The sequence below is a fragment of the Calothrix sp. 336/3 genome (assembly GCF_000734895.2).
In the GTDB taxonomy this organism is placed as follows: domain Bacteria; phylum Cyanobacteriota; class Cyanobacteriia; order Cyanobacteriales; family Nostocaceae; genus 336-3.
In genome coordinates this window covers 3,925,917-3,950,132 of the sequence record NZ_CP011382.1, presented here as the reverse complement: position 1 = coordinate 3,950,132, position 24,216 = coordinate 3,925,917, and the positions used below count along the sequence as shown (strand labels likewise).

Below are 24,216 nucleotides of genomic sequence, written 5' to 3'. Positions count from 1 at the left end.
ATCAGAATCACCAGTAGCTTTGATTAGGGTTGCTGATACTTCTACCAATTACACTATTTGACTATGAATACTATTTTAGTTGTCGAAGATGGATTAACAGATAGAGAAATCATCAATGGATACTTAAAACAAGCAGGATATTATGTCATTAATGCCATTGATGCTGATGAAACAAAAGAAAAATTAAGCCAAAACAAACCTGACTTAATCTTTTTAGATGTCATTTTACCTGGGAAAAGTGGCTTTGAGATTTGTCGAGAACTCAAAGATAATCCGACAACCAGTCAAATTCCCATTATCTTTTGTTCTACAAAAAATAGTGATGTTGATAAGATGTGGGGAACGATGTTAGGAGCTGATGCATATTTAGCAAAACCAATACAAAAAGAAGCTTTGATGGATGTTATTAAACAGCTTTCCCATTAATTTTACTAAGATAGCTAAATTATAGGTACTAATAATTCTCTCCCCAGTATTGGATTAGCTATTTGTATCACTGGGTTTTGATATTGTTTAGCAATTTTACCCAGTTTTAATGCGAAATTTAGTATTATTTCCTCGAAGTATATCGCCGAATTAATCAGCATCATACCAAAGATATAAATCAGGGAGACTCCTCTTGAATAAACAGCAAAAATATTTGCAATTGCGTTTCGGTGAGGAATATTTAGCTATTCTCGATTTAGAGGAAATTACCGAAGTATTCCAATTTTCACTAGCTGAGGTTTGCCCAGTTCCTCAAGTACATGAATCCATATTAGGGATACATAATTGGCGAGGTGAAATGTTATGGCTAATAGATATAGAAAGAATGTGTGGCTATCCATCTTTAGCACATAAACAAGATTTGCTTGCAAAAATGATGATAGTTGTAATTCATCATCAATATAATCATTTAGGCTTGTTAGTCAGAGAAGTTATAGATATTGATTCTCTTGACTTTACAGGAATTAAATCACCAGATAGAAGCTTATTTTCACATCAGATAGTAGATGTTATGGGTGGTTACTTTATTCAAGAGTCAGGAAACATCTTGATTAAGCTAGATGGAGCAGCTATTATTAACTCTGCTCTGTGGAAAAAATCTCAAGATATACCTTTATTATCTCTTAAATAAAGAACATCTACGCAATAACAGAACCGCCAATTTAGATATTCATATTTATCATATTCAGGGAGATTTACCATGACTTTTGTATCCGAAACTGAGCAAACTTTTAACGATGCAGAAAAATTAGATAATCAGCAGTTAAATGCCAAATCCTATAGCTATCATGACCTGAAACTTTGGCGACAGCAGTGGCAAGATATTGCATCCAAGATGCGCCAAGCAAAAGATTTGGAAAATTTATGTCAAATTGCAACAAGGGAGTTAAGGGAAAAAATAGATTGCGATCGCGCTTTAGTATTCCGTTTAAATTCCCGCGATTTGGGTATAGTTTGCGCAGAATCAAAAGCTCCGGGTTGGACTCCTACACTAAATGAAAGTTTACCACTATTGGTATTTGGTTTGGATATTCATCAAGAGTATCTAGAACCTGTCTCCATGGAAAATGTAAATACCTTAGAGACTATTCCTTATCAGAAACAACTATTAGAAAAATTTCAAATTCAATCTAGTTTGGCATTACCAATTATCTTAGAAGGAGAGATTTGGGGTGTATTTGCACTGCATCAATGCCATTCTCCCAGACAATGGCAAGAAAAGGAAATAAGTTTTATTCTACAGGTTGCAACAGAAATTACCTACGGATTACAAAGATATGAATACCAAGTAGAACAGCAGCAACAATTACAAGCTAAAAAGTCTGTAGGTAAGGTAATTGAGAAGATTTTGCGTATTTCCAATGTCGATAAATTCTTTCAAACTACAACCCAAGAGGTACGTAATTTATTACGCTGCGATCGCGTCGCTCTTTACCAATTTGACTCGGATTGGGGCGGCGAATTTATTGCCGAATCCGTAGCTACAGGTTGGGTGCGTCTAGTCGGTCCAGATATCAAGACAGTTTGGGCAGATACCTACCTACAAGATACCCAAGGGGGAAGATATGCTAAGGGTGAAAGTTGGGTTGTTAATGATGTTTATAAAGCTGGACTAGCAAGCTGTCATGTGGAAATTTTGGAACAATTTGATGCCAAAGCTTATGTTATTTCTCCAGTATTTTTTGGAGATAAACTTTGGGGTTTAGTTGCTGCCTATCAAAATTCGACTTCTCGTAAGTGGCAAGATTGGGAAGTAAATTTTCTCAATCAAATCGGGATGCAATTTGGTGTAGCTTTAGTACAAACTGAATATCTAGAAAAGCTACAGGAAAAATCCGATCAACTATCCCACATTGCAGAACAGGAAAAAGCCTTTTCTCGGATTACTAACCGCATCCGTCAAGCAACTGAGATTAACAGTGTTTTCAAAATTACCACCCAGGAATTACGGCAGTTACTCAAGTGCGATCGCGTCACTATTTATCGTTTCCACCCTGACTGGAGTGGAGAATTTATCGCTGAATCTCTAGCTCATGGTTGGACAAGTTTTGTTAGTGGTAATGATAAAACCCAATGGGAGGATACCCATTTCCAAGCAACCCAGGGAGGTTTACCAGGAAAAGGACAAGTTGTCACCGTCAATGATATTCACTCCCAAAATTTATCTGCTTGCTATGTGGAGATGCTGGAAAAGCTGGAAATTAAAGCTTACATAGTAGCACCCATATTTTTTGGTAATCAGCTTTGGGGCTTATTAGCAGCCTATCAAAATGCTAATACCAGACAGTGGCAAGAATGGGAGACTAATATCGTCTCACGGATGAGCGACCAATTAGGGTTAAGCTTGCAGCAGATGGAATATCTACAGCAGTTACAAACCAAATCCCAAGAACTTGCAGATGCTGCTGCTAGGGAAAAAGCTGCGAAGGAATTACTTCAGCTACGTTCTATTCAATTACTGAGTGCTGTACGTCCAGCTTTAAAGGGTGATTTAACAGTACGCGCTCCCATTACTGAGGATGAAATGGGAACTATTGCCGATGCCTATAATAATACTTTGCAGGCATTACGCCAAATTGTTGGTCAAGTACAAACAGCTGCTCAACAGGTTGCCCAAACATCCACGAGTAGCGATAGTTACCTCCTAGAATTGACAAATCTGGCACAAAAGCAATCAGAAGAAATCACTACTGCTCTTAGACAAATCGAGCAAATGACAGACTCAACAAAAGCAGTGGCAACAAGTGCAGATTTAGTGCAAGTGGCAGTACAACAGGCAAACCAAACGATTACAGTCGGTGATGGAGCGATGAACCGCACTGTAGAAGCAATTCAAACTATCAGAGAAACTGTATCTCAAACCAGTCGCAAAATTAAGCGTTTGAGTGAATCCTCCCAAAATATTTCTAAAGTGGTGAATTTGATTAGTAATTTTGCCACCCAAACTAATGTTCTGGCTTTAAATGCAGCAATTGAAGCTACCCGTGCAGGGGAGTATGGTAAAGGTTTTGCTGTAGTTGCCGATGAAGTTCGTTCCCTATCGCGTCAATCTGCCGCAGCTACCAGTGAAATCGAAAAACTTGTGCAGGAAATCAAAGGGGAAACGGAAGATGTTTCTATGGCGATGGAAACAAGTATGCAGCAGGTATTAGAGGGTACTAATTTAGTTAATGAAACCCGCCAAAGTTTAAATGCGATTGTGGCAGCAACAGCACAAATTACTCAACTGATTGAAAATATTACCGCCGCAACTCAAACTCAAATTGCACGTTCTAGTAGTGTGACTTCTTCCATGAAAGATGTTGTAGAAATTTCCCAGAATACCTTAAATGAAGCAAAAGAGTTAGGGATTATCTTCCAACAATTATCTACAATGGCACAAGAATTACTCACAACGGCTAGTAAGTTTAAGGTCAGTTAATTTGTCGAGATGTTGATATTTTGTTAGCCAGGGAATCAACTTCTAGGCTAACAAAACTCTGCAAAATTGCCATCCTATTTCAAATATTGAGTATTGAAACTTAATTTATTACGGTTGCCTCATACATATTATTTTTACTTCTTATGATTACTGATGAATCAATTCGGGAACAGGGCTATGCTTACTTTCTGGCAGAAGCTCCAGAATTATTAAATTTGATTGAACAAGAATTATTTACTTTGTCTGATGACTTTAGTATTACTAAAGTGCATAACCTAATGCGAGGAACTCATACAATTAAGGGTGGAGCCGCCAATGTCGGGCTAGAAGTAATTAGCAAGGTTGCCCATTATTTAGAAAATATTGTTAAATCCCTTTATAATCCCCAAGTTGAGATTGATAAGGAATTACAAACATTGCTTATAGAAGCTTACGAATGTTTACGTATTTCCTTAACAGCAGAGTTAACAGGGAGCAAAATCGACGCTGAAGAAATTATAGAACGAGCAACTATCGCATTTGCTAAGCTGCAAGAAAAATTGGGAGATAATTTTGAACAAGATACCTATATTCCATCTTCTACAGAATTAGGATTAGATATTGTTGAGTCTATTTTTGAGACGGGAGTCACAGAAAGGATTGATAGTTTAGCTCAGGCAATAGAGAATCAAGTTAGTCTAGAAGAACTGAGAGCTTTATTACAAGAACAGGGTGAAGTTTTTTCAGGTTTAGCGGAATCTTTTAATCTACCAGGATTTGGAAAAATTGCTCAAACTATTTTACAGGCTATCTCAGTTCATCCTGACAAAGTTGATACAGTTGCACAAATTGCTTTAGCTGATTTACAGCGAGCTAAATCCCTAGTTTTGGATGGCGATCGCACCCAAGGAGGAGAAGTTTCCACAGCGCTGCAAGAGCTAGCATTTTCTCCGGTTAATTTACCCATTGATAATTTTTATACTCCAATTTCCGTAGAAGAAGAAATCACCGAGTTCTCAAATTTTCTCCAAATTGATTCTCAGTATCAGAAAAATTCACCTAGGGCGATCGCCAACTATATAAAAGTTTGTCGCTACCTTTTATCATGGTTTCAAATCCAGAAATCTCTCCCCAAATCATCCCTAAGATTAGAAATTTTTCTGAAAACCGATACCATAGACAATGATTCAGAATACATCGAAGAATGGTTCAGGGAATTTTGTGATTACATCCAAAGTCCAGATGATAGCCTCAGTGTGGATTTGTATCGTCAAGTTATCATACTAAATGTAGTTTTAGCTGTTAGTAAATTTTATTATTATCATGAGTTATGTGATGATAACTTGGTGAATTTTATTCAGTCATGGGTAAAAAAAATATCTGCTAAATATCGCAAATTACCACCTGTATCAGAGTCTGAGAAAAAATGGCTAGATAAACCTCAAATACAAAATTTGTTATTTAATCAGATAGATGAGAAATGGACTTCATTAGATTCTTTTTCAGAGACACATCCTTTAATTAATAATATTTGGGAGCAGGTTAATCACATCCATGAGAATCTAGAGAATTTTCCTATAGTTGAAGATACGACATCTCAAATCAACACATATATAGAAATTCCAGAAATCAATAATCTAGAGAATATAACTCATCCGGAACCAGCAGAAACAGTTACTAATTTATCCCCAGAGCCAATTAATAATAAACCTCGAAAAACATCTTTTGTGCGTGTAGAAGTTGAAGATTTGCATAACCTCGATTATCTGGCAGGTGAAATATTACTTCATGAACAAAGGTCTCAATCTCAAGAAAAAAATATTCAACTCGTTATTAGCAATTTAACTCAAGATTTACAGAAGCACCAAAACAATTTAAATAACTTGAGTGATTTAACATACAAGTATACATATGATTCCATATCATCCTTAAAAGATGATTTTGATATTTCTCTAATGTCTAATCTGGAAGATTTTAAGGATAACTTACAAGTTATTAATCAAGAGGTTGCTCGTATCAGAGAAGTCGCAAATTCCTTAGACTCTCTGTTACAAAATACTGTCCATATTCAAGAGAAAAAACAGCGTTTAGTCTTAAATTTTATTGATAATTTGGTAACAACAAGGATGTTACCTTTAGCCACTATTGTCGAAAGATTTCCTCAAACTTTAGAGAATTTAAGTAAGTTATACGGGAAAGAGGTAAATTTAAGACTAATAGGGATGCAAGTATTAGTAGATAAGGTAATTGCAGAAAAACTATATGACCCCTTGTTACAGTTATTACGTAATGCCTTTGACCATGGTATTGAAGAAGCTAAAATACGTCAGCAATACGGTAAATCAGAAATAGGCTTAATTGAAATTCATGCCTATAATCAGGGTAGTCATACTGTTATTGAAGTTCGAGATGATGGTCAAGGTTTGAATTTAGATAGAATTAGAAAAAAAGCAGTTGCTCTGGGTTTAATTAGTTCGACAGAGCTTGACAATGAGACAGAACTCTTCGATATTATCTTTTCTCCTAACTTCTCCACTGCAACGAAGGTGAGTGAAATTTCTGGAAGAGGGATGGGTTTAGATATTGTACGTGCCCAATTGCATGCATTAGATGGGAAAATATCTGTAGAATCATTACCTCATCAAGGAAGCAAATTTACTCTAAAAATTCCTTTTTCTATGACGACAGAACAGTTAATGATTATTCAGGTTAATAATATTTACTATGCTTTACTGTTAGATAATATCGATAAAATTATCTTCCCCCAGGCTGAACAAATTAGAGAAATATCTGGTCAAAAAAGCTTATGTTTAGCTATCGATGGACAACATAGACTTGTGACTTTATATTCTTTTTTGGATTTAATTCAATATAATTCCATATCTGCACCAATTCCCAGCACTCTTGTAAATAATCAGCCGCGTCCAGTGTTAATATTGCGTCATGGTGGACAAATGCTCGCTATAGAAGTTGATCAAATTATTGGTGAGCAAGAGTTGGTAATTCGACCTCTAGGAAGGGCGATAGCCCCCCCCAAATATATCTATGGTTGCACTACTTTCAACAATGGGAATCTGATTCTGGCGATTGACAGTGGAGTATTGGTACAGTCTGTCAAACTTGATGCACTCAAAAATATACCTACCTTCAAAGAAGTTGATATTGCTGTCACACCCTTACTTTCCCCATCGAAATTAGAAAGGCACCAACAAGCTAGTCTTCCTAGTCCAGCACCATTACAATTAGAGGAGAAGAAAGTAGTCAATTCTTCCAGCCCAGTACCATTCCAATCAGAAAGAGAGAAACAAGTCAATCTTCCCAGTCAAAAATTAATATTAGTTGTAGATGATTCTGCAAGTCTGCGCAAAACTGTATCCTTAACTTTAGAAAAATCAGGTTATCAAGTTTTACAGGCAGAGAATGGCTTAGAAGCATTACACACACTACAAACAAATCCGGGGATTGAGATTGTAGTTTCTGATTTGGAAATGCCGGAAATGAATGGTTTTGAGTTAATCAATAAAATGCGCAAAAATCTTGATTTATCGAAAATCCCCGTTGTAATTTTAACATCTTGTAATACAGAGAAAATTCGTCAACTTGCCCAAGCCTTGGGAGTGACAGCTTATTTAACCAAACCCTATGTACAACAAGAGTTACTAGAAACGGTGGCAAGCTTGGTAAGTTAGTAGTGAATTTTAGTCTTCGATGGATTTAGCTGTGACTTCCACTGCTGTGACATCAATGGTGCCGTCAGGAGCAAAGCGTTGAAAATGTCCTTCTTTGACTATCAATTGCTCCCCACAACTGGGACACTGTAACTGAACTTGGTTTAACCCTGTTAATGTAAAGCCACAAACAGGACAAGAATCAGTGATAATGTTGCGTTGTAACCACCAACGAAAACCCACAAATGCAATTACGGGTACAAGAAATAATAAACCAAAAATTATTAACAGGGAATTAACTAGCCAGCCCAAACCGAATGTTCCAACTAACCACACAATTACGAGTAGGGTTAGTAAGGGACGAAATTGAGATAAACCAGACTGAAAATTTTGAAAACTCATTGCTATATTATCTTTCTGCTTTCTCTAGGATAGCGATTTTCTGTCAGGAAGGGCAAAGCTATGGAGGGTAGTTGTGGGGTATGGGAAAAGAATCCCTACCCCTCCCTAAAATCTACACCCTGTTCATTGGTGTGATTTCTGGTAAGTCAGGAGTACGTAAATTTTCTACTAATGCTTGGATTTCGGCTGGTGGGGGTGCGGTGAAACGTGATACAACCCATGTCACCACTAGGTTAATTACCATACCTAAAGTTCCGATACCTTCGGGAGAAACATTGAAAAACCAAGCCGGCATTCCGGCAAATTTCACACCCACAATATAAATTATCGTGAATATTAAACCTACCAACATACCAGCGATTGCCCCCGTGGAATTGGTACGTTTGTCAAAGATACCGAGAAAAATTACTGGGAAGAAGCTAGAAGCAGCTAAACCAAAGGCAAAGGCAACCACTTCTCCGACAAATCCTGGAGGATTCACACCGAAGTATCCTGCCAGTACTAGAGATAAACCTACCATCAACCGCCCCACAAATAAACGTTTGCTTTCTGAAGCTTGGGGGTTGACAATCCGATAGTAAACATCATGAGCAATAGAACTAGAAATTACTAGTAACAACCCGGAAGCTGTAGACAACGCTGCGGCTAAACCACCAGCTGCTACCAAGGCAATTACCCAGGGAGCAAGCTTGGCAATTTCGGGGGTAGCGAGGACAATAATATCTTTGTCGATGGTAATTTCGTTGGTTTCTTTTTTCGGAGTCAGTTGGAAACGTCCATCCTGATTTTTATCTTCAAAAGCCAGGAGTTTAGTTTTTTCCCATTTGTTCACCCAGTCGAGTTGCCTAACTTCTTCAATTTTTTGATTATGGAGGGATTGAATTAGATTATACTTGGCAAACATTGAGAGAGCTGGGGCAGTAGTGTACAAAATAGCAATAAATAAAAGCGCCCACCCAGCAGAGTACCTTGCCGAACGCACATCAGGCACAGTATAAAATCTAACGATTACATGAGGTAATCCGGCGGTTCCTACCATCAAAGCAATAGTGATGAATAGGACATCAATCATCGGCTTGTTGGCAAAGGCTTGGGTGTATTCTTTAAAACCTAAGTCAACTTGAACCTGATTTAATTTATCGGCGATATCACTGAAAGTAAAAGCAAATTGGGGAATAGGGTTCCCGGTTAGTAATAGAGCGATCGCGATGGCAGGGATTAAATAGGCAACAATCAAAATTAAGTATTGGGCAACCTGCGTCCAGGTGATACCCTTCATCCCCCCCAAGATGGCAAAAAAGCCCACAATTACCATACCGATAATGACACCAGTATTGATATCTACCTGTAAAAAGCGGCTGAACACAATACCCACGCCACGCATCTGCCCCGCAACATAGGTGAGGGACACAAAAATCGCCGCGACTACCGCCACCAATCTTGCCACATTGGAATAGTAGCGATCGCCAACAAAATCAGGTACTGTATACTTGCCAAATTTTCGTAGATAAGGTGCTAAAAGTAACGCCAGTAAAACGTAACCACCAGTCCAACCCATCAGGTAAATCGAACCATCATATCCCAAAAAGGAAATCAAACCTGCCATAGAGATAAAGGAAGCTGCGGACATCCAATCAGCAGCAGTTGCAGCTCCATTCGCAATGGAAGGTATATCTTGATCGGCAACGAAAAATCCCTTACTATCCTCAACTCGTGATTGCCAACCAATATATAAATATATTAAGAAAGAGAGTCCAACAATCACAATCGTCCAAAGTTCAACTGACATGATGTTGCCTCACTCATCTTTAATGTTATGTTTGCGGTCTAGTTTGTCCATTTGGAAAGCATAGACAAAAATTAACACCACAAAAATGATAATTGACCCCTGTTGAGCCATCCAAAAACCCAAGGGGACACCAAAAAATCGAATTGTATTTAAAGGTTGCACTAATAAAATACTAAAAACGAGTGATACCAGTGCCCAAACTATCAGGAGATTGCGAATTAAACTTGTATTAGCACGCCAATAGGCGCGATGTTTTTGTTGATTCATGCCTTTTGCAAGCTAAATACTCAAAAGGATGATACCAAATGCCAACACAATACCGAGGATGTTTACGTTTTATTAAAGAATACGCAGCAGGAAAATCCCTTGACATGATATCAGGGAAGTCTCAATGTAATTAATTGGAAATTTCTGAGCAAAAGACAGTGGGGAGTAGGAGAGCAGGGGGAAGAAAAATTGTAGTGATTCCCAAAATCGGGATAATTTATTTTTTGATTTCCCTGAATCAGCACCCACTACCCCCAATTCAGTGCTGAATGCTAAGACAGCTGTTTCTGATAGTAATCTACTATTTTGGCAGTTACTTCTGGAATGGATAAACCATCAGTAATCATTTCCACAGCATCCACAGCTTTACGCAAAGGAGACACTTGACGATTGCTGTCTTTCCAGTCACGTTCAGCAATATCTTTTTCCAATTCTTCCAGAGTCATTACTGGTTGTCCTTGGTTGTGAAAGTCTTGTAAACGTCGCCGAGCCCGTTCTTGTACTGAAGCAGTGAGAAATATTTTAACTTCTGCATCCGGGAAAACACAGGTACCAATATCTCGACCTTCAGCAACTAAGCCCCCCTTTTTGCCCCACATTTGTTGCTGTTTCACCAATGCTTGGCGGACAGATGTTTGGGCAGCGATCGCCGAAACGTGAGCAGTAACTTCACGAGTGCGAATTTCTGGAGTCACATTATGACCGTTAATGTAGACCTGCACCGGAAATTGCAAATCATGGCTTGGCGCTAGTTCAATCACTGACTTACTCACCAATTCCGCGATCGCGCACTCATCATCAGTAGGAATTCCCGCTTGTAACACCAACCAGGTGACAGCACGGTACATAGCTCCAGTATCTAAATATACTAGACCTAGATTAGCTGCCACTTGACGAGCAACAGTAGACTTACCAGCACCTGCGGGTCCGTCAATGGCGATGATCGGTTGGCGATCGCGCAGGATGGTGTTGTCAATTAAACGAGTAGAACCAAGACGAGCTGCGATCGCAAGCATTCCTTCCTCCTGAATTGTTTCTAAAGGTAATAAAGTATTCGGTTCAACCAATTCAATATATTCCACTAAAAGATTACTAATGGTTGCCACTTCTTGCTGTACCGCAGCTATTAAGTCATTGGCGGTGCGAACGCCTGCACGAAATAGTGTTACAGCTTGTTGCAACCCACGATAAAGAACTGCCGCTTGTGATTTTTCAGTGGCAGTCAAATATTGGTTCCGAGAACTCAAGGCAAGACCTGATGCTTCTCGCACCGTCGGGCAGGCAACAATGTCAATGGGCAAATCTAAATCAGCTACTAGTCGCTTAATAATTGCCAGTTGCTGACCATCTTTTTGACCGAAGTAAGCTCGGTCTGGTTGTACCAAGTTAAAAAGCTTGGTGACAATGGTTGCCACTCCTTGGAAGTGACCTAGCCGAGAACGACCACACAAGCCAGATATCATAGCAGATGGTGGGATAACCTGTGTAACCCTGGTTTCTTGTATATTCTTCTCCATGATCCCCATTTCTTCCGGAGTCGGGGCAAAAATTGCGTCTACACCAGCCGTTTCACACCATTGTCTGTCTTCTTCTAGGGTGCGAGGGTAACGTTGATAATCTTCGTTAGGACCAAACTGTAGAGGATTCACGAAAATACTCACAATGACTGTGGCATTTTCCTGTCTTGCCCGTTCAACCAGGCTTAAATGCCCTTGGTGCAGCGCTCCCATTGTTGGTACTAAACCCACTGCCGTAGAAGTCCAGGCAGTTATGTCAAACTGTAGTGGCGGCTCTGGTTCTTGGCTTTCTAAGCGGCGTTTAGCTAAATAGCAGCGCAAAGCTGCAACTGTTGTCAACAGGCGCACAAAAATACCCCTAGTCTTTCTTTTGCTATCCCCCGTTTAGTTTATATCCGAATTTGGGGGAATGGGAAAGTTAGGGGACAGGAAATTATTGGCACAGGGCAGAAATCTGGAAGAGGGGGAAATTACAATAACTAGACTCCCCCCGTGATGACCACTAGAATGAGCTCTAGAAAGAATCTGGAGCTACATAGGTCTGTGATTATCTGCCAAGTACTTCAATTAACACGGGAGCCACGCCACTGTTAATCATACCGATCAGGCGGGCAGCACCAGTGGAAAGGTCAATCACACGACCTCGAATAAAGGGTCCTCTATCATTGATACGGACAATGACTGAACGACCGTTACGGGTATTGGTGACACGAACCCGTGTACCAAAGGGTAGGGTACGATGGGCAGCCGTCATACCTTCAGGGTTGAATCTTTCCCCTGTGGCGGTACGGTTGCCAGAGAAATCGTAGCCATAAAAAGAAGCCACCCCTCTGAAAGTTGCTCTCACAGCCTGGATGGCTACATCTTGTGGTCTATATTGAAAGGCGATCGCCGAACGTTTAGGTAAGTTATCCACCTGGGTTAGGGGAGAAGCATTCCCAATTAGTCGCCTGAGACGATTGGTTGCCTGCAATGCATCCTGGGCTGGGTTTTTGCTTCCACCAGCGAGGCGAGTCTCATCACTCATTGTCACCAGTTCTTGGTTGTTGACTTTGATGACGAAGCGATCAGGTCGCTGATTAGAGAAATTCTGAGATAAATTCTTATTCTGTGCCTGGTTGGGTGGGTTGCTGCCTGCTTGCCAACTAACTGTAATCTTGCTCGCGTCCACCTTTTCCCAAATCAGCTGGTTGATTTTTGCTGCTATCACACCGGCTCTTTGCACTGGGTCATTTGCTGATTTTGTCTGGCTGTCTAAATCGGTGCCACCGATTTCGTCTGTGGTTGTGAATTTGGGGGAATTAGCTACGGTAGAAGTTGACGAACCGACCTTGACAACTTCGGTATTGATGGTTCCGATTTTGGTCTGGGTTTGAGCAATGGGTTGCTGACCCATAAACGTGAGTACGGGAATACCCCGAACATATAGTGTTGCCGCCTGACGACCTGCTACGTCATGGGTGTGAATTTCCGTCACTGTAGTAGCAATGGAGCCAGGATTTTTTGTTTGGGATTGATATTCACCTACTTTGACTACATCCGGTGTCGGTGTAACGGGTGAATCTGGAGCCACTTGCTTCGTCGCTTGGGCGCGACTCACTGATGGCATTCCCAAAACAGCACTAAATAGTGCGACAACAGTCAATAAATATCTTTGATTCATGCGTCCGAAATTTAAAGCGACTGAATAACAAAAAGCTCATAATTTATGGGTTGACTGCCAAATTAGCAAGTCTTTGATTCCCAAATTTAACGAACTTGTTTTGCTTTCACTTTTTGCTTTGAACTGAAACAGACTAACACGATTTTTTGTCCTTGGGGATCAGGGTTTTAGCGTAGGTCTTGGTAGCTGAAAAATTTTTTTCTATGTTTTTTAGGGATGGAAGTGCTTACGTGAGCGGATTTGAGCTATGTAACAGTTTTTTGATAAATCAGAAAATTTGTTCTAAAAAGTTCACACTAATTTGGTTTTTAAATCGATGTTAGGAGTTTTTGACTTGCTCTTTTCACGTTTTCATGTTTTCACTAGTTGAAAACGCCTACAAAATACCACAAATACGGAAAATATCGCAGCGTGGTTACTTAATTAATTAGTCAAAGTCCTCAGTATGACAATGTAAAAAAAGCAGGAATAAGAAAATTGTATAGCTGTAATATTTGGGTAAAATCATGATAACAAACAGCTATGAATCAGCAAATTTTATTCATTGAATAATAAATGCTTAAGGCACAGGCTCTTTGGTCAATAGAAGATGAAAGCAAAAATGTTCCAGATATTTGCTGATTTCTCTGGGTAATGTCCGAAAATTCTTCTCAGACTGAAAAAATACGAGTTTATTAAGCCAAATGGCGAATTCCAATCAATTATCTAAAATTCCAGTGATTGCATCACCCTTACCGACATTTATCGAAGAATTGTATACCAAATATCAAGGTTTAAAGGAGGGAACGGTAGCAAACTATATTCCCGAATTGGCAAAAGTTAACCCTAATTTGTTTAGCATCTGTATTGTGACTGTCAACGGTGAAGTCTACGAAGTTGGCAATTATCAGCAATTATTCACAATTCAGTCCATATCTAAAGTTTTTGCCCATGGATTGGCTCTAGAAGACCATGGTAGGGATTATTTCTTAACTAGGGTGGGAGTAGAACCCACAGGGGAAGCTTTTAACGCCATTATTTTGGATGAGCAGTCCAAGCGACCCTATAATCCCATGGTGAATGCAGGGGCGATCGCCACCACCAATTTAATTAAAGGTGTGGATGCCACGGAAAGATTAAACCGGATGCTGGATATGTTTCGGCGTTATATTGGTCACGATGTTTTTGTAGATATCTCCGTATTTACCTCGGAGCGTACCACTGGACACCGTAACCGAGCGATGGCACATTTAATGCTGAATTTCGGGATGATTGACCCCAATATTGAAGAATCCCTAGATTTATACTTTCAGCAATGCGCTGTGATGGTTAACTGTCATGATTTGGCAGTGATGGCAGCTACCCTTGCCAATAAGGGGATTAATCCCATTACCCAAGAACAGGCTGTAGATAGTCGCTATGTTCGGGATATGTTGAGTGTGATGTATACCTGTGGTATGTATAATTTTGCCGGAGAATGGGCTTACAAGGTCGGTATTCCTGCCAAAAGTGGGGTGAGTGGCGGAATTCTTGCCGTAGTTCCGAATCAAATGGGGATAGCTGTATTTTCCCCTCTCCTAGACGCTCGCGGTAATAGCATCAGGGGTGTGAAAGTCTGCGAAGAGCTTTCTCAACGCCTCGGTTTGCATCTGTTTGAGTGTGACAATCCTTTGGGGAAGGGAGAATGGCAAAGGGAGTAATATCATGTCCGTTTGAATACTGATAATTAAGGGAGCAGGGGGAAAGAGAATTTTCTAATTTCTGGATACGCAAGTGATGGTGCGGACATAATATGAATGATTGTTCTCAATTGAGATGGATATAATTTTATACAAAATGCGGGCAAACCCGCCCTCGAAGGAAGTTAAGGGATGCCCGCAATTATTTTGCGTTTTTGACCTGTATGATTCAGCTGCACATTGGATGATCGCCTATTTCAGAATCACCTCATTTACTTTGCAGCTTGTTCCGTCAATTTGGTTAGGACTTCGTTGGAACGCTCCACAAAAGCTGTCATTCCTTCCGCATCAAAGCCTTTTTGAGACATGAGTGCTAAATCATAGACGTGTTGACAAATCATCTTGACTAATTGCCCAGTTGGTGATTCACCATCAGCTTGGAAAATGCTGCCCTGGTTGAGATTTGTCAGGTTTTGAATCAGGGGGTGAGCGGTATTGACTAGGAGGATATGATCTTCAGGGAATTCTGCGTTTTGTTGCTGCATCATGGCATTCATATCTCGCAGACGGCGTAAAATCTCTGGTAAAAGTACCATAGCAGGTGGTGTACCCTGGGGATTATCGGATTTTAAGGCTTCAGTCCGGATGTTTACCCTGGGCTTATTCAGAGCTTTCTCGAATAACTCCTTAATGACTTCGCTGCGAGTTTTATTGGTTGTGGGGTCTACAATTTCCCCACCTTGGTCTTTATCTAGTAAGGTATTATCAAGGTCAGAATCGACACGGGTGAATTTTACATCATTGTATTCCTGCTCCAGGAAATTAATGAAGTGGGTATCAATGAAGGAATCTAGATATAGGACCTCTAAACCCTGATTTTTATGTAATTCTACGTAGGTTGCTTGGGATGCGGCATCAGTACAGTAGAAGACGCGGTTTTCGTGACGCTCTTTATTGCGCTCCAGATATTCTTTGAGGGTAGTGTAGGGGGTGCTAGATTTAACATCTTGCCAAGCATCACCTTCCGATGTTTGCACTTCCACAGAGGTATTATTTGTTTCTGCTTGGTAGGTGCTGCGGAAGATAATTATGTCTTCCACTTGCTTTTTAAATTTTTCGTCGTTGAGAACACCAAATTTCACAAAGGTGCTAAGGTCTTTCCAGGCGGAAATATATTGCTCACGCTCGTCATGGTAAAGTTCTTTCAAGCGATCGCCAACTTTTTTGGCAATATAATCACCAATTTTTCTGACAGTGCGATCGCCCTGGAGAGAACTACGGGAAACGTTCAAGGGAATATCTGTACTATCAATTACCCCACGCATCGGTAAGAGAAACTGGGGCATTATTTCCTCAACATTATCGCTGACAAATACCTGATTACAGAACAGTTTTATTTGTCCCTTGGTAATATCAACATCGGGTCGTAGTTTGGGGAAATAGAGAATACCATTAATAATGAAGGGATAATCTGTATTCAAATGTACCCACAGTAAGGGTTCGTCCTGGAAAGGATACAAATAGCGGTAGAATTCGAGATAATCTTCTTTAGTTAAGTTACTAGGAGACTCTCTCCAAGGTGCTTTTTGTCTGTTTAGTACCTCACCATCCATCTTGATGGGTACGGGCATGAAGTCACAATAGGTTTTAACTAGAGTTTTGACGCGTGCTGATTCCAGGTATTCTAGTTCATCTTCCATCAAATGCAGGGTGATGGTTGTACCGCGTGTGGAGCGAGAGGAGTCTTCCAGGGTAAATTCTGGGGAACCATCACAACTCCAGTGAACTGCTGGCGCGCCTTCTTTGTAAGATAAAGTATCAATCTCAACCTTTTGCGCCACCATGAAGGAAGAATAAAAGCCTAAACCAAAATGTCCAATGATTGGTTGATCTGACTTACCTTGGTACTTGTGAATAAATTCTTCCGCACTGGAAAAAGCAACCTGGTTAATATATTTTTTCACTTCCTCTGCGGTCATCCCGATACCATTATCAGTGATGGAGAGGGTTTTTTGATTTTTATCGATGGTAATAATAATTTCTGGTTCTTCCACCTCACCAGAGTATTCCCCAGCACGGGATACCATTTTTAATTTTTGAATGGCATCAACTGCATTTGATACCAACTCCCGAAAGAAAATTTGATGATCTGAGTAGAGAGATTTTTTGATAATCGGGAAAATATTTTCAGTATGGATACTGATGGTTCCTTGTTCTAGCATAATTATCAATAGGATGTAATTGCTGAGATGATTCTGAAAATTAATTTTCAGCGATTATTTGCCATGGGAGGTATGGATAACCTCTGACATTGTATTCGGATTTCCCTACCAGGGTACGGAAAGAACAAAGAAGTAAGGGAAAAAGCTTACAAGATAAGGACTTTGTCTGTATATTAATCACTCAAGAAATGGTAACTACCTATAAAAATAGGGACGCATAACTCAACGTCCCTAGGAATCTTTAGTATATTTATCGTGCAGATGGGGTTACACCTTAGCTTCCAGAGATTTTAATAACTCTGTATTTACCCCTGACTCACGAGTTAGGACGATTTTTCCGGTACGAGCAATCTCCCGCAAGCCAAATTTTTGCAAAACTTGAACGATCGCCACCATCTTACCAGGGTCGCCTACAACTTCCAAGGTGAGGGAATCTTCCGCTACATCCACGACTCGAGCGCGGAATATTTGCGCCAACTCCACAATTTCCGAACGGTTGCTACTAGTAGCATTGACCTTCAGTAACATCAATTCCCGTTCTACACAGGGAGTTTCCGTAATATCTTGTACTTTCAGTACATTGATAAGTTTGTAGAGTTGTTTTGTCAACTGCTCAATTACACGGTCATCACCGGGTACTACCATCGTAATCCGAGAGATACCAGATTGTTCTGCTGGACCTACTGCTAGGCTTTCAATATTAAACCCGCGTCGGGCAAATAATCCAGCAATCCGGGATAAAACTCCCGATTCATCTTCAACTAAAACTGACAGGGTGTGCTTCATTGTCGCCAACACAGGCTAGGGTGGTGCAAGAGCTTTCAACCCTACATTGTACGCTGAAAATTGCCACTAAATACTCTCAATTGCTGCAAACCTGAGATAAACAGAATTATTCCTCCCAAACAAGGAAAATCCGTAATTAGGGATTCTCGATAGAGATTCTGGGATATGCTGGAATAGGTGGAAAGAAAGCCGAAAGAACCTAAGATGAAGCTGGCAGAAAGAATTAGTCAGGTGACTCCTTCTATTACTTTAGCGATCGCCGCGAAAGCTAAGGCAATGAAGGGTGAAGGAATTGATGTTTGTAGTTTTAGCGCGGGTGAGCCAGATTTTGACACTCCTGCTCATATTAAAGACGCAGCTGCAAAAGCGTTAGCAGAGGGAAAAACCAAATATGGTCCCGCTTCTGGTGAACCTCCTCTCAGAGAAGCGATCGCCCGCAAACTCAAAAATGATAATGGTTTGAATTACAAAGCAGAAAATGTGATTGTCACTAACGGTGGTAAGCATTCTCTGTTTAATTTGATGCTAGCTTTGATTGAGCCAGGAGATGAGGTGATTATCCCTGCGCCCTACTGGTTAAGCTATCCAGAAATGGTGACGCTGGCGGGTGGAACATCTGTGATTGTTACTACAACTGCCGAAAGTGGGTATAAAATCACTCCTGAGCAATTAAAGCAAGCAATCACACCCAAAACCAAGTTATTTATTCTCAACTCCCCATCCAATCCTACAGGGATGGTGTACAGTCCAGAGGAAATTCAAGCTCTGGCAGAAATTATTGTTGCCGCAGATATTCTCGTCGTCTCTGACGAAATCTATGAGAAAATCCTCTACGATGGGGCGAAACACGTTAGCATTGGTTCCCTGGGTGAAGAGATTTTCCAAAGAACCATTATTAGTAATGGTTTTGCCAAAGGGTACTCGATGACGGGATGGCGTATTGGTTATTTAGCTGGTCCAGTGGATTTAATCAAGGCGACAATAACTATCCAAAGTCATAGTACATCCAATATCTGTACCTTTGCCCAGTATGGCGCGATCGCGGCTTTGGAATCATCCCAAGACTGTGTACAGGAAATGCTACAAGCATTTACTAAACGTCGTCAAGTTATGCTAGAACGACTCAACGCTATCCCCGGTTTGAGTTGTCCTAAACCTGATGGTGCTTTTTACCTGTTTCCTGATATTCGGCAAACTGGATTAAAGTCCCTAGACTTTTCTAACGCTTTATTAGAAGAACATCAAGTTGCAGTCATTCCCGGTATCGCTTTTGGTGCAGACGATAATATTCGTCTTTCCTACGCTACCGATATGGCAACTATTGAAAAAGGAATGGAGCGTTTAGAGAAATTTGTCAAAACTCGATTGTAAAATTCCTTGAGTCGGGAATGAGAATAGTTAACAGTTAGCAGCTAGCGGTTAACTGTTCTCAAAAGCATCACCCTTTCCCCTTCCCTTTTCCTATGCATGGTTTTATTCCTCCAGAACGTTATTTTGCTTACCTCACCTGGACAGATATCCAGGCAATACCTGATAAAGAGAATGTAGTTATCATTCAACCGATTGGGGCAATTGAACAACATGGTCCCCATTTACCCCTGGTAGTTGATGCTGCTATTAGTGTGGGAGTACTGGGAAAAGCTTTAGAAAAATTAGATAAAAATATACCTGTTTATGCCTTGCCTACGTTATATTACGGTAAATCGAATGAGCATTGGCATTTCCCCGGCACAATTACCTTGAGTACAGAAACTCTCAGCGCCATTATCTGGGAAGTAGGAGAAAGTTTATACCGGGCAGGGTTTCGCAAGTTTGTATTGATGAACTCCCATGGCGGGCAACCCCAGGTGTTACAAATGGTAGCGCGGGATTTACACGTTAAATATGATGATTTTATGGTTTTTCCTCTCTTCACTTGGCGTGTACCAAATATTACAAAGGAATTACTAACACCTTTAGAAGCGCAACAGGGAATGCATGCCGGAGATGCAGAAACAAGTATTATGATGGCATTATTACCGGAACAGGTGAGGAGCGATCGCGCTGTCGCAGAATATCCCCCCCAATTACCCACAACCAGTTTACTGAGTTTAGAGGGCAAATTACCCGTAGCGTGGGCTACAAAAGATGTCAGTAAAAGTGGGGTGATTGGTGATGCAACAACTGCCACTAGGGAGAAGGGTTTACAGATTTTGGCATCCGTTGCGGATGGATGGGTACAGGTAATTAAAGATATCTATGCGTTTCGTCCCTACGAAGTGAGTTCTAAGGATTAGAATCCTGACAGTTTATTTCTCGGAGCGTCTTTCTAAAATTGCTCGAATTTTAGGGAGAGATGTTACTATCATTTCTGGTTTCAAAGCCACTTGTTGCCAACTTTCCCTCTGTTCTAATTTTTGTAGCCATTCTTGTAGATTTGGGTAAGCATCAAGGGAGAAATCAAAGTGAGGTAAAGAAGGAAGTAGTGTTCCCGCAACAATATCTGCGAAGGTAATTTGTTGATTGACAAAATAAGTCTTACCATTCAACAAATCCTCATAGAATTTTACCACTTTCATGATTCTTTCTCGAGCATTATCTATGCTAACAACATCAACATTTAGTCCCACTATTTGGCGAGTTAGTATCAGCATTGCTGGCTGAAGTTCATTAATAGCAAGCATTTCTACCATCCGCACTACGGCAATATCTTCAGCTTGAGTTGGCATTAAAGATGGAGTAGGATACTTTGCCTCTAAATAGTCCAAAATAGCTAAAGATTCTACCACACGGAATCCATTATCAATAATTATGGGAACACGTTGCAGGGGATTAATAGTCGTAAATTCGTCACCTAGCTGATCACCATCGAGATTGACTAAAATTGGTGTAAAAGAGATGCGTTTTTCTAGTAATGCTACCCAAACTCGACGTGCATTCCCGGAAACTGGATTGTAGTAAAACTTAAGCATAGAAACCCCAGCTTGAAAACTAAATTTATACCCCAACCCTAGCATCAAATCCCAGAAATCAACTATTACCCGTAGAGGTTATTTATGCATTGAGCATCTGGCGATCGCGATTGTCCAAAATATCCTTATGCCAAATTAATATGGAGACGCATAATAAAAGAAGAACCCCACCCCATTCTCGCTTCTGCTCGAATTTCCCCTCCCCGAAATCGGGGAGGGGATTAAGGGGTGGGGTACATTCTATGCAGATTCACGAATAATTGGTATTAGGAATTAGCCAGATTTGATATTACTTATGTAATATTAAGACATAGCTATTTGCAAATTTCGGACTCTTGATTAAATATCATCACAACAACACTAGAATATTTTGTTACTAATAAAAACCTCTAAAAACCGTATTTCCTACATAAATTTGATAATCTAAACTCAGGATAAATTCCTATACAGGGTTGATTTATGACAAGTTTTAACTTAGATACAGCTTTAAAAATTGCGAATCAATTAACACATCAAAAACATCAACGAAATTTAACAGATGTGGAGATAATTATCCTAAAAGGAGCATGGGAAAGGCAAGATTATGACCAAATAGCAGCACAGAATCAGTATGCTACTAGTTATATCAGTCAAGATGTTGCCCCTAAACTCTGGAAATCATTAACAGAAGCATTGGGTGAAAAAGTCAGAAAAAGTAATTTTAAAGAAGCACTCAAAAGAAGTTGGGAAAATTATCTTGGCTCAAAAAATGGCAATTTGATAGTCACAGAAGTTAGTGCAAAAATACCGATTTTAGATACGGGAGAGCAAGATAGGGACTTTGATGATGATTTAGAGGATGAGCAAACATCTCTTGATGAAGTTTATGTGGAACGTCCTCCCATTGAATCGATTGCCTATGAAACTTTGTTACAACCAGGTTCTTTACTCAGGGTAAAAGCACCGAAACTCATGGGTAAATCCTATTTAGTAAATCGGTTATTATCACAAATCAAACAGCAGAATTATCGCATTGCTATTTTAAGTTTTGAGCTAGCAGAAAGGAATATTCACTTTACTGATTTAAATAAATTTTTGCGCTGGTTCTGTCTCAATTTAAGTAGAGAATTAAAATTACCCAACGAGTTAGATGAATATTGGGATGAAGCAGGTATGGGTGCAAAGGTTAGTTGTACTACCTACTTTGAAGAATGTTTATTATCATCAGCAGATACTCCCTTAGTTATCTGTTTAGATGATGTGGATTTACTGTTTCCCTATCCTCATATCTATGAAGACTTTTTTGGTTTATTACGTTCTTGGTATGAAAAGGCAAGAAGTCGGAAAATTTGGAAAAAACTCCGCTTGATTATTGTACATTCTACCGATGTTTATATTCGCCTAAATATTAATCAATCTCCTTTTAATGTAGGGTTACCTATAGAATTATCGGAATTTACCTATGAACAAGTTGTGCAGTTTGCTCAGAAGTATGAGTTAACAGTCAATCCAGAGATGTTGCAAAGATTAATGCAACTTATCGGAGGGCATCCTTATTTACTAGAATTAACATTTTTACATCTTCAAAGTAATGCTGATACCTCCATTGACCAAATTGTATCAGAAGCTATTGCCGATGGAGGAATTTATGGTCATCATTTACGCGAATATTGGTTAGATTTGCATTTGTCAGCAGAGTTAGAAGCTGCTTTTCAAAAAGTTGTCGCGGCAACAGAACCTTTACCATTGCCACCGATTCTAGCTTATCAGTTAAATAGTATGGGACTCGTAAAAATTTCCGGTAATTCTGTACAACCTCGATGTAATTTATATCGATATTACTTTCCCATGTATTGGGGGAATCAGGTTTAATTGGGTAGCTTTATGAGATTTATGTTTGTATGTGGAAAAATATTGCACTTTCCTACTTACAAATCAGAAATTAGTCTCGCTTGGCGCAAGAAAAATTGTAGTACAGTTTCTTCACGAGTAATAATATCTGCTCTACCGTCCATACCCAATTGAATTTGACATTTCTTCGCACGATTACCAATATTCAAAGTTTCTGGTTCCACAGTTATTTCATAAAAAGCTGCCGCAACTGGAGGACTATTACTATTGGTTCCGTCATTATTAACTTGACGATTGACTGCATCGGGAGAAATAGCTTTGACTTTGCCATTGAGTGTGCCATATTCCGGATAGGGACAAGCACTGACTCGCATTTGGACTTTTTGACCAACTTTAACTTTACTTTTAGCTTCTGGTTCAATAGCTGTTTTGACAATTAAAGGAGCGTTGTCAGGAACAATTTGTGCTATTTCTTCTCCCATACGCACTGTTTGTCCAGAATTTCGCAAATTGAGCTTAGAAATAATCCCATCAGCTGTCGCGGTAATATTTGTTTGAGAAAGGTCTATTTCTAATTGTTTGAGTTCTCGATTATCTCGATCTAGCTGTTTTTGAATTTCAATTTTTTGATTGGTGAGAGCTTGACGTTCTTTTTCTAAGGTTGCTTGACTAACCTCTCCCACAGCTTTTTCTTGAGCTATACGTTCAGTTGCGATCGCTACTTCTGAGTTACTGGGATTCAGGGTAACTTGGGTGCGTTGTCGTCTAGCGATCGCCACTTCTACTGCTTGTTTCATCCGTGCAATGGTTTTTTCCTGCGCTTCTACTACAGCTTTTTGTGCTTCCACTGCTTGCTCTTGCTGCTTCACAGATAGTAACGCTTCTTCATATTGATCCTTCGATAGCGCTCCTTCATGGGCAATACTTTTATAGCGGTTGTGTTTTGACTTTGCTGCTCCCAGGGTTGCCTGAACTGCACCTAAATTGGAGCGTGCTGATTTTAACTGGGCTTCGGCTGTACTGAGTTCTTCTTGAGCTATTTTGACATTGGCATCAGCTTCTTGATACTCAGTCACCGTGGTAACTTTTTTTTCTTGGTAAGCTCGATTATGTCCTTGTAGTTCAGCTTTTACAGAGGCAATAGTCCGCTTGTTGCGCTCCTGTTCAGCTAAAATTTGATTATCTAAACTTCTAATTTGAGCAGTTATTTGGGCTAATTGTAGCCTTGCTTGGTAGTTACTGGTTTGTAATTGGTTCTTCTTCGTTTGCAGACGGGAATCATCAATAGTGGCGATCGCATCTCCTTTTTTTACCACTTGATTGCCCTTGACGTAAATCTGCATGATTTGTCCCTCAGCATTTGCTTGTACCAATCGCAACTCTCCCGCAGGACGTACCACAGCTTGTCCTTTAACTGTCACCTTATATTTAGCTACTGATGCGACAGGAACAGATAATCCTAAAACAAACAGAATAAATAATCCACCATAGGTAGTCCAACGACTAATCGGTGGGAGAAATTCGTTCTCTCTAGCAGCAGGCAAATAATCAGAATTCGTATTACTAACCATGGTGAT

The 24,216-nt window shown here is 40.0% G+C and carries 17 protein-coding genes; 8 read left to right on the top strand and 9 right to left on the bottom strand.

What is annotated here, in order from left to right; genetic code table 11:
• The first annotated feature begins 63 nt into the window (after nt 1-63).
• From IJ00_RS16480 to IJ00_RS16465, 4 genes are all read left to right on the top strand, one after another.
• Complete coding sequence (locus IJ00_RS16480; RefSeq protein ID WP_035154645.1) at nt 64-426, top strand: response regulator transcription factor; 363 nt, start codon at nt 64-66, stop codon at nt 424-426.
• A 193-nt stretch (nt 427-619) separates the two neighbouring features.
• Nucleotides 620-1,117 (top strand): chemotaxis protein CheW, encoded by a 498-nt coding sequence (locus IJ00_RS16475; protein ID WP_035154644.1) that lies wholly within the window; start codon nt 620-622, stop codon nt 1,115-1,117.
• A 69-nt stretch (nt 1,118-1,186) separates the two neighbouring features.
• Complete coding sequence (locus tag IJ00_RS16470; RefSeq protein ID WP_035154643.1) at nt 1,187-3,907, top strand: GAF domain-containing protein; 2,721 nt, start codon at nt 1,187-1,189, stop codon at nt 3,905-3,907.
• Nucleotides 3,908-4,050: 143 nt separating this feature from the next.
• Nucleotides 4,051-7,575, top strand: coding sequence for a hybrid sensor histidine kinase/response regulator (locus IJ00_RS16465; RefSeq protein WP_035154642.1), 3,525 nt, complete (start codon nt 4,051-4,053; stop codon nt 7,573-7,575).
• Nucleotides 7,576-7,584: 9 nt separating this feature from the next.
• Here IJ00_RS16465 and IJ00_RS16460 read toward each other — a convergent pair whose 3' ends face one another.
• The 5 genes from IJ00_RS16460 to IJ00_RS16440 all read right to left on the bottom strand — a co-directional run bounded on the left by IJ00_RS16460 (nt 7,585) and on the right by IJ00_RS16440 (nt 13,192).
• The gene (locus tag IJ00_RS16460; protein WP_035154641.1) at nt 7,585-7,956 is read right to left on the bottom strand and encodes a hypothetical protein; all 372 of its coding nucleotides are present in this window, start codon (nt 7,954-7,956) and stop codon (nt 7,585-7,587) included.
• 112 nt (nt 7,957-8,068) lie between these two features.
• Nucleotides 8,069-9,745, bottom strand: coding sequence for a sodium:solute symporter family protein (locus IJ00_RS16455; RefSeq protein ID WP_035154640.1), 1,677 nt, complete (start codon nt 9,743-9,745; stop codon nt 8,069-8,071).
• 9 nt (nt 9,746-9,754) lie between these two features.
• Nucleotides 9,755-10,012 carry a DUF4212 domain-containing protein gene (locus tag IJ00_RS16450; RefSeq protein ID WP_035154639.1) on the bottom strand — a complete coding sequence of 86 codons (258 nt, stop codon included), beginning with the start codon at nt 10,010-10,012 and terminating at the stop codon, nt 9,755-9,757.
• 272 nt (nt 10,013-10,284) lie between these two features.
• A complete protein-coding gene (locus tag IJ00_RS16445) occupies nt 10,285-11,877 on the bottom strand; it encodes a bifunctional pantoate--beta-alanine ligase/(d)CMP kinase (protein WP_035154638.1) in 1,593 nt (530 codons plus the stop codon).
• A gap of 199 nt (nt 11,878-12,076) precedes the next feature.
• Nucleotides 12,077-13,192 carry a septal ring lytic transglycosylase RlpA family protein gene (locus IJ00_RS16440; RefSeq protein WP_035154637.1) on the bottom strand — a complete coding sequence of 372 codons (1,116 nt, stop codon included), beginning with the start codon at nt 13,190-13,192 and terminating at the stop codon, nt 12,077-12,079.
• A gap of 683 nt (nt 13,193-13,875) precedes the next feature.
• On the opposite strand from IJ00_RS16440, the gene glsA reads away from it, so the two are divergent.
• Entirely contained in the window at nt 13,876-14,871 is a 996-nt protein-coding gene (gene glsA, locus IJ00_RS16435) for a glutaminase A (protein ID WP_035154636.1), read from the top strand.
• Between the two features lie 251 nt (nt 14,872-15,122).
• Here the strand turns inward: glsA and htpG are convergent, their stop codons facing one another.
• Nucleotides 15,123-17,072: a molecular chaperone HtpG gene (gene htpG, locus IJ00_RS16430; protein ID WP_035154635.1), complete on the bottom strand. Its 1,950-nt coding sequence runs from the start codon at nt 17,070-17,072 to the stop codon at nt 15,123-15,125.
• Nucleotides 17,073-17,339: 267 nt separating this feature from the next.
• Nucleotides 17,340-17,858, bottom strand: coding sequence for an acetolactate synthase small subunit (ilvN, locus tag IJ00_RS16425; protein ID WP_035154634.1), 519 nt, complete (start codon nt 17,856-17,858; stop codon nt 17,340-17,342).
• A gap of 204 nt (nt 17,859-18,062) precedes the next feature.
• Between ilvN and IJ00_RS16420 the strand changes: the two genes are divergently transcribed.
• On the top strand, nt 18,063-19,229 hold the full coding sequence (locus IJ00_RS16420) for a pyridoxal phosphate-dependent aminotransferase (protein WP_035154633.1): 1,167 nt from the start codon (nt 18,063-18,065) through the stop codon (nt 19,227-19,229).
• Between the two features lie 92 nt (nt 19,230-19,321).
• Nucleotides 19,322-20,134 (top strand): creatininase family protein, encoded by an 813-nt coding sequence (locus IJ00_RS16415; protein WP_035154632.1) that lies wholly within the window; start codon nt 19,322-19,324, stop codon nt 20,132-20,134.
• A gap of 12 nt (nt 20,135-20,146) precedes the next feature.
• On the opposite strand, the gene IJ00_RS16410 is transcribed toward IJ00_RS16415, so the two are convergent.
• Complete coding sequence (locus tag IJ00_RS16410; RefSeq protein WP_035159156.1) at nt 20,147-20,809, bottom strand: glutathione S-transferase family protein; 663 nt, start codon at nt 20,807-20,809, stop codon at nt 20,147-20,149.
• A 459-nt stretch (nt 20,810-21,268) separates the two neighbouring features.
• On the opposite strand from IJ00_RS16410, the gene IJ00_RS16405 reads away from it, so the two are divergent.
• Nucleotides 21,269-22,660, top strand: coding sequence for an AAA-like domain-containing protein (locus IJ00_RS16405; RefSeq protein ID WP_035154631.1), 1,392 nt, complete (start codon nt 21,269-21,271; stop codon nt 22,658-22,660).
• A 56-nt stretch (nt 22,661-22,716) separates the two neighbouring features.
• On the opposite strand, the gene IJ00_RS16400 is transcribed toward IJ00_RS16405, so the two are convergent.
• Nucleotides 22,717-24,210: an HlyD family efflux transporter periplasmic adaptor subunit gene (locus tag IJ00_RS16400; RefSeq protein WP_035154630.1), complete on the bottom strand. Its 1,494-nt coding sequence runs from the start codon at nt 24,208-24,210 to the stop codon at nt 22,717-22,719.
• Nucleotides 24,211-24,216 lie beyond the last annotated feature (6 nt).

Bases quoted from the DNA above. Each gene is read 5' to 3' on its own strand.
- IJ00_RS16480 (WP_035154645.1), top strand. From the start codon at position 64: ATGAATACTATTTTAGTTGTCGAAGATGGATTAACAGATAGAGAAATC.
- IJ00_RS16470 (WP_035154643.1), top strand. From the start codon at position 1,187: ATGACTTTTGTATCCGAAACTGAGCAAACTTTTAACGATGCAGAAAAA.
- IJ00_RS16465 (WP_035154642.1), top strand. From the start codon at position 4,051: ATGATTACTGATGAATCAATTCGGGAACAGGGCTATGCTTACTTTCTG.
- IJ00_RS16460 (WP_035154641.1), bottom strand. From the start codon at position 7,956: ATGAGTTTTCAAAATTTTCAGTCTGGTTTATCTCAATTTCGTCCCTTA.
- IJ00_RS16455 (WP_035154640.1), bottom strand. From the start codon at position 9,745: ATGTCAGTTGAACTTTGGACGATTGTGATTGTTGGACTCTCTTTCTTA.
- IJ00_RS16450 (WP_035154639.1), bottom strand. From the start codon at position 10,012: ATGAATCAACAAAAACATCGCGCCTATTGGCGTGCTAATACAAGTTTA.
- IJ00_RS16440 (WP_035154637.1), bottom strand. From the start codon at position 13,192: ATGAATCAAAGATATTTATTGACTGTTGTCGCACTATTTAGTGCTGTT.
- glsA (WP_035154636.1), top strand. From the start codon at position 13,876: ATGGCGAATTCCAATCAATTATCTAAAATTCCAGTGATTGCATCACCC.
- htpG (WP_035154635.1), bottom strand. From the start codon at position 17,072: ATGCTAGAACAAGGAACCATCAGTATCCATACTGAAAATATTTTCCCG.
- ilvN (WP_035154634.1), bottom strand. From the start codon at position 17,858: ATGAAGCACACCCTGTCAGTTTTAGTTGAAGATGAATCGGGAGTTTTA.
- IJ00_RS16420 (WP_035154633.1), top strand. From the start codon at position 18,063: ATGAAGCTGGCAGAAAGAATTAGTCAGGTGACTCCTTCTATTACTTTA.
- IJ00_RS16415 (WP_035154632.1), top strand. From the start codon at position 19,322: ATGCATGGTTTTATTCCTCCAGAACGTTATTTTGCTTACCTCACCTGG.
- IJ00_RS16410 (WP_035159156.1), bottom strand. From the start codon at position 20,809: ATGCTTAAGTTTTACTACAATCCAGTTTCCGGGAATGCACGTCGAGTT.
- IJ00_RS16405 (WP_035154631.1), top strand. From the start codon at position 21,269: ATGACAAGTTTTAACTTAGATACAGCTTTAAAAATTGCGAATCAATTA.
- IJ00_RS16400 (WP_035154630.1), bottom strand. From the start codon at position 24,210: ATGGTTAGTAATACGAATTCTGATTATTTGCCTGCTGCTAGAGAGAAC.